The sequence below is a fragment of the Syntrophales bacterium genome (genome assembly GCA_023229765.1).
GTDB lineage: Bacteria > Desulfobacterota > Syntrophia > Syntrophales > UBA5619 > DYTH01.
In genome coordinates this window covers 14,879-26,886 of the sequence record JALNYO010000009.1, presented here as the reverse complement: position 1 = coordinate 26,886, position 12,008 = coordinate 14,879, and the positions used below count along the sequence as shown (strand labels likewise).

General features: G+C 52.6%; 9 protein-coding genes. 8 read left to right on the top strand and 1 reads right to left on the bottom strand.

All coding sequences use genetic code 11. The features are described from left to right. Positions 1-214: 214 nt before the first annotated feature. Positions 215-1,426: a thiolase family protein gene (locus tag M0P74_06780; protein ID MCK9363288.1), complete on the top strand. Its 1,212-nt coding sequence runs from the start codon at positions 215-217 to the stop codon at positions 1,424-1,426. Positions 1,427-1,800: 374 nt separating this feature from the next. Here M0P74_06780 and M0P74_06775 read toward each other — a convergent pair whose 3' ends face one another. Continuing rightward, complete coding sequence (locus M0P74_06775) at positions 1,801-4,647, bottom strand: anaerobic glycerol-3-phosphate dehydrogenase subunit C (GenBank protein MCK9363287.1); 2,847 nt, start codon at positions 4,645-4,647, stop codon at positions 1,801-1,803. Between the two features lie 382 nt (positions 4,648-5,029). On the opposite strand from M0P74_06775, the gene rsfS reads away from it, so the two are divergent. The 7 genes from rsfS (at position 5,030) to rsmB (ending at position 11,974) form a co-directional block, all read left to right on the top strand. Next, a complete protein-coding gene (gene rsfS / locus M0P74_06770) occupies positions 5,030-5,428 on the top strand; it encodes a ribosome silencing factor (GenBank protein MCK9363286.1) in 399 nt (132 codons plus the stop codon). A 22-nt stretch (positions 5,429-5,450) separates the two neighbouring features. Next, the gene (locus tag M0P74_06765) at positions 5,451-6,191 is read left to right on the top strand and encodes a ComF family protein (protein ID MCK9363285.1); all 741 of its coding nucleotides are present in this window, start codon (positions 5,451-5,453) and stop codon (positions 6,189-6,191) included. A gap of 6 nt (positions 6,192-6,197) precedes the next feature. After that, the gene (rfaE2, locus tag M0P74_06760) at positions 6,198-6,680 is read left to right on the top strand and encodes a D-glycero-beta-D-manno-heptose 1-phosphate adenylyltransferase (protein ID MCK9363284.1); all 483 of its coding nucleotides are present in this window, start codon (positions 6,198-6,200) and stop codon (positions 6,678-6,680) included. Positions 6,681-6,821: 141 nt separating this feature from the next. After that, positions 6,822-7,151, top strand: a complete 330-nt coding sequence (gene dksA, locus M0P74_06755; protein MCK9363283.1) for an RNA polymerase-binding protein DksA — start codon at positions 6,822-6,824, stop codon at positions 7,149-7,151. A gap of 87 nt (positions 7,152-7,238) precedes the next feature. Beyond that, complete coding sequence (gene priA / locus M0P74_06750; GenBank protein MCK9363282.1) at positions 7,239-9,662, top strand: primosomal protein N'; 2,424 nt, start codon at positions 7,239-7,241, stop codon at positions 9,660-9,662. Between the two features lie 12 nt (positions 9,663-9,674). Continuing rightward, positions 9,675-10,619, top strand: a complete 945-nt coding sequence (fmt, locus tag M0P74_06745; GenBank protein MCK9363281.1) for a methionyl-tRNA formyltransferase — start codon at positions 9,675-9,677, stop codon at positions 10,617-10,619. After that, the gene (gene rsmB / locus M0P74_06740) at positions 10,616-11,974 is read left to right on the top strand and encodes a 16S rRNA (cytosine(967)-C(5))-methyltransferase RsmB (GenBank protein MCK9363280.1); all 1,359 of its coding nucleotides are present in this window, start codon (positions 10,616-10,618) and stop codon (positions 11,972-11,974) included. The genes fmt and rsmB overlap by 4 nt, the downstream gene beginning before the upstream one ends. The last annotated feature ends 34 nt before the right edge of the window (positions 11,975-12,008 follow it).

Below are 12,008 nucleotides of genomic sequence, written 5' to 3'. Positions count from 1 at the left end.
GCTATCATCCTGATTTTACATAGATAACACATAGCGCATCTGCTAAAACATGAGTAAGTATATGCGAAAGCAGGCGCTGCCGTCAAGCGGATGGTGATCAAAAAAATCTTGACAACCGAAAAAATTGTATATATTTCCTCAACTCTGAAGGTATGGAAGCAACAAGGGATAGTTACAGGATGGCAACGTGTTTTGCTAACAGGGAGGATGTTATATGAACGTTTTTGAAAAGGCCTATATACCCTACAATGGTTATTACTCTACCCCTTTTGTCCGTTGGCAGGGAAGCATGCAGAATGAAAATTCAATCGAGCTGGCGGGAAAAACGGCGCGAAGGTGGCTGCTCGAGAAAAAAAAGATTGACCCTGCTATTTTTGACTATATGTACTTCGGGATTACCATTACCCAGCCCCATCTGTTTTACAGCCACAACTGGGCCGCCGGCATACTGACCGACAACAAAAAGAATCTGCCCGCCCTGATGGTAAATCAGGCCTGCACAACTTCCACAACCATCCTGAATCTGGCGGCGCTGGCCGTGGAACACGGCTCGCTGCAAGTTGCCTTTGGTCTGATGGCCGACCGCTGCTCCAATGGCGGCCACACGGTATGGGCGAACCCGATGGGCCCCGGAGGCGAGGTATATTCGGAAAACTGGCTGATGGACAATTTCAACAATGACCCCAATGTTTACCCGCCCACCAAGATGGTGCAGACCGCCGATAACGTGGCCAAAAAGGAAGGAATCACCAAAGAGGAGTGCGATGCCGTGACGTTGCGCCGCTATGAGCAGTATGAGATGGCGCTGGCCAACGACCGAGCTTTCCAGAAACGGTATATGTTCCCGGCGGAGGTAAAGGTCTCAAAGAAAAAAACCATCTTGATAGAAGAGGATGACGGTGTGACCCCAACGACGGCAGAAGGTTTGGCGAAGCTCTCTCCCATTGAAAAGGGCGGGGTTCACAGTTTCGGCGTACAGACGCACCCGGCTGATGGCAACGCCGGCTTCATCGTCACAACCAGGGAAAAAGCGAAGGAATTGAGCGCGGATCCCAAGATCGAAGTCCGGATCGTCTCCTATGGCTTTTCCAGGGTTGAGCCCGGCTTCATGGCTGCGGCGCCGGTGCCGGCGGCTCAGATGGCCCTTGCCAACGCCGGCCTGAAAATCACCGATATGAAGGCGATCAAAAGCCATAACCCCTTCGCGACAAATGACATCAATTTCGCCAAAAAGCTGGGCAATGACGTCATGAAGATGAATAACTACGGATCATCCATTGTCTATGGCCATCCCCAGGCGCCGACCGCAGGCAGAATCATTGCCGAAATGATTGAAGAAGTCGCCATGGCCGGCGGCGGCTACTGCCTCTGGGCCGGTTGCGCCGCCGGCGACACCGGCGCCTCCATGATCTTCAAGGTAGGTTAAAAAACACTCAGGGCCTGTCCACAAATAACCTGGGCAAGATTGCGCTCAGATTTGGGTTGGATTTGGTTGCGGCGATTGAACAAAACCGCAGACGTAGCAGCGCTACGTTGAGGATTTTGTGATTGAGCCACAGCCAAAGATGGCCCAAAGATGAGATGCAAGCTGTTCAGGTTATTTGAGGACAGGCCCTCAGGCCGGAACTGCTGATTACCGCCGGTCCGGCCTGAGTGTTATTCCTTATTTCTATATCCAAGCTTTTTCCCGCTTAACCTTCGTTCGTTGTGCGCAACTGAAACTGACACGGAAGATCGCCCTCGCCCAGATGATAAACATGAATTCGCCTGATGCCTTGCTCAGCTTGTTTTTACTTCCGGTTACTTCTTAGCCCTGTAGGCTTTCGCGAGCAGGGAAACCGGGGCAACCGCCTTTCTTTGCGTTCCCTGAAAGATTTGCAGAGCGCAGGCGCCACAGCCGGTTATGAGCTGCTCAGCATCGGAAGCCCTTATTTCGTTGAATAATCGCTCGCCAATCGCCAGCGAGAGGTCGTAGTTCTTTTTCTTCAGGCCAAAGGTGCCCGCGATGCCGCAGCACTCGTCAGAGTATGCCTGAACCGTAACCCCGGGAATCAGCCGGAGCAGTTCCACCGGCTCCTTGACAATGCCGAGCGCGCGGAGGTGACAGGGATTGTGGTAGCCGAGTTTGACGTTCAAACTGCCGAAATCCAGGCTAAGCTCGCCTTTTTTATGAAGCTTCATCAAAAAGTCATGAATATCATAGCAGTTTCTTGCCACACTTACCGCCTCTTCCGAATGCACAATTTTCGGATATTCCATTTTAACGGCAAGAGCGCAGCTTGACTCGCTGAAAATAATGGGAATGTTTTTGTCTGCAAATTCTGATAGTTTGCGAATATTGAATTTGATGTCCTCTTCAACCGCGCTTAAGGCCCCGGAACTCAGACGGGCGATGCCGCAGCAGCGGAAATCTGGCAGGAGAACCTCAAAACCGTTCTTTTCGAGAATTTCCACGGTTGCCAGACCGTCATCCTCGGGCTCATTAAAATTGGTATAGCAGCCCGCAAAAAAGACGACCTTCCTGGCGCTGGTCTTATGCGGACGGCTCTCCATTTTTTTCTGCAGCGTGCAATTCGGAAATATCGGCAGCGTCCTACGGGAATCAAGGCCAACAGCAATTTCCATCCCCTTGCGCAGCGGCTTCAGCGAGTTAGCCAGATTGGCAAGAGGCGCGAACATACTCGATATCTCGCAGAGCTGACGGGTGCTTGCCAGGACTCTCTGGCCGAAAGGCTCCCCGTTTTTCTCTATTTCATAAGCCCGGCCCATGACCGCAAGCCAGGGAATGTCGGCGCCCGATGGACACTCTGTCAGGCACCGCTTGCAGTTCACGCAAGAGTCAAGAACCTCCTTGAATTTCGGAGAATCCAGAATAGCCCGGTCGAGCGTTCCGTCCAAGTATCCGCGGATCAGCGTCGCCTTTGCCCTTCCCAGCGCCCATTCCTCCAGCACCTTCATTGCCACCGGGCAGTAGGAGCGGCACTTCCCGCAGCCTGAACAGACCCCGCTTGCCTCCTGCACCTCTTCACTGGTCAGGATCGCGGACAGGGAAGAACTCTCGTCTTTTTTCATAAATTTGAGGAAGTGGGCAAGGGGATTTTCATCCCCGCCGACGATGGAGCCGGGGTTTAAGATGTTGTCGGGGTCGAAAAGTTTTTTTATTTCGATAAACGCAGCGTAAAGCTTGGGATACTGCCGCCGGGTATAATAGGTCCGCAGCCGGCCGTCCCCATGTTCGCCGCTGATCGTTCCCTTGAGTGAAAAGATAAGCTTGTAGGTTTCCTCGGCAATAGCCAGCATCTTCTTCACTTCTTCTTCCTGGCGCAGGTCCAGAAAGACCATCAAATGCATATTGCCGTCGCCGGCATGTCCATAGATGCCTGCATCAACCCCGTATTTACTGAATATTTCCCGCAACCCCTTGATATACTGCGGCAGCCTTGTAGGATGGACTGCGCCGTCCTCAACAAAGGCCACGGGCTTTTTGACGCCTTTTGTTTTATTGAGGATCGGGCCGGAGATGGCGCGCACCTTTCCCAACATGGCCATGTCCTTCTGGTCCTTTGCCACTTTTATTTCCACGGCCAAATTTTCGCCCTTCAGGGCCTGCTCGACCTGGGAAAACTTTTCGCGGAGCTCACCCTCCTCTTTTCCCTCGAACTCGATGAAAAGCATCGCTTCAACGCCCTCCGGCAGATACGGCCGCAATTCCGCCTTCTGCTGCCGGGCCAGATCAAGAATCCGCCGTTCGATGATCTCCAGCATCGTGGGCTCCAGCTCACGGATTTTCTGGACAGCCCGGCCGACCTTCTCCAATGAATCCAAATAAACCAAACCGCCCAGGGTCTTCCCCGGAAGCGGACAGAGCCGGATTTTCGCCTCGGTAATAATCCCGAGCGTTCCTTCGGAACCCACCAAAAGGGGGGTCAGATCCATAGCCCCATTCTGCTGAATACTCCAGAGATCATAACCTGAGGAATTCTTGATCGTGAAAGGTTTTTCTTCTTCAAGCGGTTTTTTGTAACGATTGAGGACGTCGGCAAGTCCCTGATAAAGTGCTCCCGTCTTTCCAGGAGCATTTCCCCCCGCAACAGGCCCGGTCGTAATCATCTCGCCATTGGCGAGAACAATCTCCAGTGAAAGCGCCGTATCGCGGGTAGCCCCGTATTTTATGGCATGCGGGCCGCTGGAATTGTTCGAGATCATGCCGCCGATGGTGCAATGCTCTTTGGTAGAGGGATCAATCGGGTAAAAGAGCTTGCTCGTTTTGAGCAGTTTGTTCAGAGCGCCCGGCGTTATGCCCGGCTGGACGCGGACCCATTTTTCCTGAGCGTTCTCTTCCAGAACATTATTCATGAAGCGGGAAAAATCGAGAATGATTCCCTCGCCCAGCTCGTTCCCGACACGGCTGGTTCCTCCCCCCCGGGCAATAAGCGGAATTTTATTGCGGCTTGCATACTGCACGACTTTGCTTACATCATCCTTGTCCCTCGGCTGCACAATCCCCAAAGGCTTCACCTGAAACAGGCAGGCCGCGCTGCTGTAGAGAGTTCGGCTGAGATCATCGTAAAACACCTCGCCCTTGATCATTTTTTTGATCTCTGTAAATATTTTTTCCGGGTTTAAGGAACTGTCTGTTGCGCTCATCCTGTTATTCCTCTCCAATAGAGATGATGGGAATTATGATTCGCCCGCCCTAACTTACGTCGCACTGCCCTGATTGCCGGGCCATTTTTTGAGAGGGCGCGGCTGCCGGGTGTATAGGGGGGTTGTTTTAGCTTGTCAAGCAATAATCAACCTTGGTGACGGGGGGTTGTCTTGTTTTTTGCATTAAAGACATAAGGGCATCCTTTCGGGGGGGAAGCAATGATTCACGATCAGGATGTCCATTGACATAAATCCCGTATTCTGCTACAAAAACCATCAAGAGTTGAAAAAATCCGAACGAACAGCAAAATTTGTGCGCCTCCGGAAAAGGGATGTTCATGTTCAGGATAATACAGGTAAATGTTTATTATTGGGAGGAAGCTTGCCAGAAAAAAAGGAAAATGATTCACCGGAAAGGTTATTGCTCTTCATTAACGCCCTGCTGGATAAAAAAGCCTTAAACCCCGTTGTGCTCAATGTAAAAGAAATCTCCGCTTTTGCCGATTGGTTTATTATCTGCAGCGGGACATCCGACCGGCAGGTCAGGGCAATATCCTCTGCTATTCAGGAAAGTGTAAAAAAAGCAGGACTCCTGCCCTTGGGCGTTGAAGGCGAATCGGAGGGAAAATGGATGCTTCTCGATTACGACGACATCATCGTGCATGTCTTTCTCGAATCGATTCGCATCTTTTACGACTTGGAGCGACTATGGGCGGAAGCCCCTCTAATGGCGATCCCGGAGGACGCAACGGCCCTCCGTTCGCTGCCGAAAGCAATATAACCCGCAGAGAAGGTCCAAGGCATTGAATATTCTTGCCGGGATTGCGGACATTATTTTCCCGCCTTGCTGTGTCGTTTGCGGAGAGCTTCTGCAGCGGCATTCTTCACTGTCTCTCTGCGAAAACTGCCTGAAAGGAATCAGCTTTATTGTCTCGCCGCTTTGCCCTCGCTGCGGGATCCCTTTTCCCGCTGAAGAGGGTAGCGATCACCTCTGCGGCCAGTGCCTGATGGAGGAAAAACCATACGCGCTCGCCCGTTCCGTCGGAAGGTATGAAGGAACAATCCTTACCGCCATTCACAAGTTCAAGTACCACGGCAAAACCGGAATCGGCAAGGCGCTGGGAAACATCATGGCCGATTTCGCCTCCGGAATATGGGAAATGGGAACGTTCGACCTGATCATCCCGGTTCCCCTGCACATCAAAAGACTGCGAGAAAGGGGATTCAACCAGGCGGTGATCCTGGCACGCGCGTTGTCCAACCGTTTCCATGTCCCGCTTGACTTTTCATCGTTAAAAAGGGTGCGGTTTACGCCGCCGCAGGTCGGCATGGGCAGAAAAGAGCGTTCGGTAAATGTGCAAGGGGCGTTTTCCATAAAAAACCCTGAAAACATAGCCGGGAAAAAAATCCTTTTGATTGACGATGTTTACACAACGGGAAGCACTCTTGCCGAGTGCTCCCGCGTTCTGCTTGACGCCAATGCCGAAGCAGTGGCCATCTTGACCGCGGCTCGGGCAACCGGAGAACATACTGCGGAGAAATGAGGATACATGAAAAATATTCTGTCCTGGGAAGAGTTGAAGGAGACGGTGGAAAACCTGCGGGGAAAAGGCGGCAAAATCGTATTCACAAACGGATGTTTCGACATACTTCACGCGGGGCACGTCCGGTATCTCAAGCAGGCAAGAGCGGCCGGGGACGTTCTTGTCCTGGGACTTAACAGCGACTCCTCCGTCAGGAAGATCAAGGGGGACAGACGTCCCATCGTACCCCAGGAAGAAAGGGCCGAGGTGGTTGCCTCTCTCAAAGCGGTCGATTACGTAACCCTCTTCGAAGAAACGACGCCCCTCAAACTGATAGAGCATCTGAAGCCTGATGTTCTCGTCAAGGGCGCCGACTGGCGCGTTGAGGAAATTGTCGGCAGGAAAGAGGTCTTGTCATGGGGAGGAAGGATTGAACTGATCCCCATCGTTGAAGGCGCCTCCACGACCAACATTATAGAAAAGATACGCCTTGCCTACACAGAAAAATAGTCGCCTCTATTTTTTTCTTTACAAAATATCGGCAATCATGTAGTATAACTCCCTTCATAGTTAAGCTGATAAAATAAAGGAAGGAGTAAGGCTCTGAAAAACGCATTAACACCTGGAAAGTATGAGTTCTTTCGCCAACTTTTGACGAAGAAGATCAATGAGCTCCTGTCTGAGGCGGGGAAAACCGTGTCGGAAATGACTAACGGCTTGCGGGAGAACTACCCCGATCCGAACGACCGCGCTTCGTTGGAGTCGGACCGGAATTTTGAACTTCGCATCCGGGATCGGGAGAGAAAGCTGATCATGAAGATGCAAGAGGCGATAAAAAGAATCGACGACGGCACCTTTGGCTTATGCGAGCTTTGCGGCGGCTTGATCTCGGAAAAGAGGCTGATGGCGAGACCCGTCACCACGCTGTGCATCAACTGCAAAACAAAACAGGAAAAGGTTGAAAAACTCGAGGGAGAATAGCAACCGGAACTGTTTATCGCGAGGCTAAAAATATCTTGAATCTCTTCCAGCATTTTATCTGCGATTTCATTTAACGGGAACTGCCGAATGTTCGTCAGGGTTGTCATACCCATTCCCTCCCCAAAAACATTTATCTACGCCGTCCCTTCAGAGTCAGCCGCATTTGTCGCCATCGGCAAAAGGGTTGTCGTCCCCTTCGGGGCAAAACGCCTTACCGGGTGGATTGTCGAACTCTCTGCCGAGACGTCAGAAATCCAGAACGTCAAAGATATTATTGCCATTCCCGACGCGGAACCGCTGTTTTCCGGGGATGACCTGGCTTTTTTTGAATGGATAGCCAGCTATTACCTTCATCCCCTGGGAATGGTATTGGCGGAGGCCCTGCCCGGAGGGATCAACACTACTGCAAGCCAAAACTGGATTCGGCTTGTCCCCGGCACCGAAAAAAACGAAAAAAACCTTACAAAAGGACAAAAATCTCTATTGGAATTGCTTTCTTATACCCCTAAAGGCATATCTTTGCGTAACCTTTGCCGGAAAGTCGGGAAAAAAGACATTCACCGGGAAGTCAGTATTCTTGAAGGAGCGGGCTTAATCATCTCAGAAGAGGTTGCCGGACATCCGGCCATTATCCCAAAACAGGAAAAATGGGTAGGAATCACTCAAAAGTCCCTGACAAACCTGAAGCTGACGGAAAAGCAGACCGCCCTCCTGAAGCTGCTGTCGGAAAAAGAAGAAATGCCTGTTTCCGCGCTTGAAGAGCGGATGCGCAGCCTTTCCTTTCTCGACAGTCTGGCAGCCAAAGGGGTAATCCGTCTTTACGAAAAAGAGGTTTTCCGGGAATATCTCCATGCAGAAGAACTGCCGGAAGACAATAGCAAGATAATCCTCAACAGCGACCAGTCAGCAGCGCTTGCCGAGATAAATAAGGGACTGAACTCACGACAATTTTCTCCGTATCTGCTGCACGGGGTTACAGGAAGCGGAAAGACGGAAATTTATCTGCACGCCATGGAAGAAGTCCTCCAAAGCAAGGGAAGCGCGCTCTACCTTGTCCCGGAAATTGCCCTCACCGCCCAGCTTATCCGCCGCGTCAAGAGCCGTTTCCCGGAAGAGAAGATCGCCGTTCTGCACAGCGGCATCCCCAACAATACCCGTTATGATCAATGGCGAAAGATAAAAAGCGGGGAAATACGGCTGATCGTCGGCGCGCGCTCGGCGATTTTTGCCCCGGCCCGGAACCTGCGCCTGATAGTCGTTGACGAGGAGCATGACCCCTCCTACAAGCAGGATGACCGCCTGCATTATAACGGCCGCGACCTTGCCCTGTACCGCGGGAAAAAAACCGGCGCCGTGGTACTGCTTGGCTCCGCAACACCTGGGATACAAACATATTTTTATGCACAGGCCGGCATTTACCGGTATTTATCTCTGCCCAAACGGGTCAATTCGCGCCCCCTTCCCCGGGTGGAGATTGTTGATATGCGAAACGAACGGGACAGCGGCGGACGCATGCCGATCTTTTCCCGCCGGATGATTTTGGCCCTGGGAGAAACCCTCTCCGCAAAAAAACAGGCCCTCATTTTCCTCAACCGGAGAGGCTTTCACACCTACGTCTTCTGCCCGGCCTGCGGTCATGTTTTTAAATGCCCGGCTTGCGATCTGGCCTTGACCTATCACGCGTCCCAAGATGTCCTCAAATGCCATCACTGCGATTTTACATCAAAAAAACAAAAAACTTGCCCGGCCTGCGGCTCTGAACGAATCCACAGCCAGGGGGCCGGAACCGAGCGTGTCGAGGAAGAGATCAAAAGACTGTTCCCTGCTGCCGCTATTGCCCGGATAGACAGCGATACATCCTCCCGCCGGGGCACGTCCGAAAAAACCCTTGCCGCTTTCGCCAAGGGAGAAATCGATATCCTGGTGGGAACGCAGATAATCACCAAGGGCCATGACTTTCCCGGCATAACCCTGGTGGGCGTCATTGCCGCCGATTCATCCTTGAACGTCCCGGACTTCCGAGCCGCGGAGCGAACCTTCCAGATTCTTTCCCAGGTCGCCGGCAGGGGTGGACGCGGTGATCAGCCGGGCATAGTCGTTGTCCAGACGTTCACCCCTTACCATCACTCCATCATGAGGGCCCAGCAGCACGATTACCAGGGATTTTACAATAATGAACTGCCGACTCGCCGGGAGCTGAACTATCCGCCCTATTCCCGGCTGATTGGCCTCCATTTTTCGAGTCTCAACGAGGAGAAAGGAAAAAGAACCGTCGCCCGCATCGGAACGGCGGCCCGCAAGCTGGCACTGAGCTTCGCCGCCGGCAAGGCGGACATCATCGGCCCGGCGGAATCTCCGCTGCACCGGCTCCGGGGAAGGTACCGCTGGCAGATGCTCGTGCGGGGCAAGGATGGAGGCGTCCTCCGCCAGCTTGCCCAGAAACTCCTGGATGAGGTAAAGGGGGAAGGGATCGAAATCAGGATAGATGTAGATCCTGTCCATTTTATGTAGGAGAGTGCTGTTATGGAAAAAACCGGAATCGTTTTCATGGGCACGTCAACCTTTGCAGTGCCGGCTCTGACCGGGCTCGTTGAGTCAGGATGGCCGATTATTGCTGTCGTCACACCACCGGACCGCCCACAGGGCCGGGGAAGGATAACCGCGCCGCCGCCCTTGAAAATAACTGCCGGGGAGCTGGGGCTTCCCATCATCCAAACGGAAAACGTCAAAGACAAAAGCTTTCTGGAAACATTTAAAAGTCTGGCGCCGGAAATGGCCATTGTCGCCGCCTTTGGACAAATCCTTCCCAAACCAATACTTTACGACACCCCCAGGGGATGCATCAATATCCACCCCTCGCTCCTTCCCAAGTACCGGGGAGCAGCGCCAATCAACTGGACTATCATCAACGGAGAAAAAATAACCGGCGTCACCATTATGAAGATGGACGCCGGGATTGACTCCGGCGATATCCTGCTGCAAGAGGAAACCCCGATCGGCGAGGATGAAAATTTCGGTGCACTGCACAGCCGCCTTGCGGAAATGGGAGCAAAATTGCTATTAAAAACAATATCTTTATCGCTTACAGGGAATATTCATCCGCAGAGGCAGGATCACTCGCTTGCCACATTTGCCCCTCCGCTGGACCGCGAAATAGGCATGATCCATTGGGAAGCTGACTGCCAGAAAATCGCCAGGCTCATCCGCGGGCTCTCCCCTGCCCCTTGCGCATACACCTTTTTTCATCAGAAGAAACTCAAGATCTTTTCCGCGACGGCAAAGACTACCCCGACCTCAGAGGCGCCGGGGGTAATAATCGGCAAGAGAGATGGCGCCCTCTGCATCGCCGCGGCAAACGGTTGCGTTTATCTGACCGATGTGCAGATGGAAGGGAAAAAGAGAATGAGCATCGATGATTTTCTACGAGGAGCGCCTGTTTCGGCAGGAGAAAAGATCGGCCGGATATGACGGAAAATGTAAAAAAAGCCCTGTCGGCGCGCGGCATTGCCGTGGAAATCCTCAACCGCATAGAGCTGAAAGGCGCTTATGCGGAGCCGCTTCTCGACTCTTATCTCTCCGGAAATAATCTCATAAACCGGCAAGACAAGGGGCTTATAACCGAGCTGGTCTATGGCGTCCTGAGAAACAGAAACAAACTGGACTGGGCAATAGCAGGAATATACACGGGAAATTTTGACTCGATGGAAATACCGGTCCGCAACATCCTCCGGACAGGGGTGTATCAGCTCCTCGCTACCGACCGGATTCCCCCTTTTGCCGCGGTCAATGAGGCCGTCGAGATAGCGCAAAATATCCGCCCCCAGGCGGCTGGTCTTGTAAACGCCATATTGCGCAACATTATCAGAAAGAAGGAGCGGATTGTCTGGCCGGAGATCGCCGGAGATTTCATAAGTGCGATCAGCGTCCTGTATTCTCACCCGACCTGGATAGTGGAACGTTGGCGGAAGCTGTACGGGGCAGAGGAGACCACCGCCATCTGCCGGGCCAACAACGAGATTCCACCCTTAACCATCCGGGTAAACACACTGAAAATATCAAGAGATGAGATGATTTCAGCGCTGAAAAAAGATGGCATTGCCGCTAAATCTGCGCCGTTTTCCCCGGAAGGGATTATCATTTACGATAATTACTCAGGGCTCCGCGAGACAGACGCCTTTCGCCAGGGAATGATCCGGGTGCAGGATGAGTCCTCCCAGCTAATTGCCCATCTTGTTGCCCCCCAACCGGGCGAACAGATGCTTGATCTCTGCGCCGGCGCGGGAGGAAAAACACTCCATATTGCGGCGCTTATGCAAAACAGGGGGGAAATAACCGCGGTCGATAAAAATCGCGCTAAACTTAACCAGCTTACGGCAGAGGCAACCCGGCTCGGGGTCAAGATTGTCCGGATTGTTCAGGGCGATGGCGCCAAAAAGAGTGCGTCCGTAAGCGCAATGTTCGACAAGGTGCTGGTGGATGCACCCTGTTCCGGACTCGGCACGTTGCGCAGAAACCCGGAGATTCGCTGGCGTCTTACCCGCCAGGATATCTCGGCATTACAGCAGACGCAAAAGAGTTTGCTGAAAAATGCCGCTGAGTGCGTCCGCTCCGGCGGCAGTCTCGTTTACTGTGTCTGTACAACCACTCCGGAAGAAACAGAGGAGATCGTCGCCGATTTCCTCAAATCCGATAAGCGCTTCAAGCTGACCCACCCTATAAATCTCCCCTCCGAGATAATAACGGCGGCAGGCTTTTTGCGCACATTTCCGCACCGCCACTTTCTGGACGGCTTTTTCGGCGCTGTTTTTGTCCGGAACAGATAACAATTTGGAACTGTCACTTTTTACGATCATGGCC

Coding starts and splice junctions, on each gene's coding strand:
- M0P74_06780 (MCK9363288.1), top strand. CDS start 215: ATGAACGTTTTTGAAAAGGCCTATATACCCTACAATGGTTATTACTCT.
- M0P74_06775 (MCK9363287.1), bottom strand. CDS start 4,647: ATGAGCGCAACAGACAGTTCCTTAAACCCGGAAAAAATATTTACAGAG.
- rfaE2 (MCK9363284.1), top strand. CDS start 6,198: ATGAAAAATATTCTGTCCTGGGAAGAGTTGAAGGAGACGGTGGAAAAC.
- priA (MCK9363282.1), top strand. CDS start 7,239: ATGTTCGTCAGGGTTGTCATACCCATTCCCTCCCCAAAAACATTTATC.
- fmt (MCK9363281.1), top strand. CDS start 9,675: ATGGAAAAAACCGGAATCGTTTTCATGGGCACGTCAACCTTTGCAGTG.
- rsmB (MCK9363280.1), top strand. CDS start 10,616: ATGACGGAAAATGTAAAAAAAGCCCTGTCGGCGCGCGGCATTGCCGTG.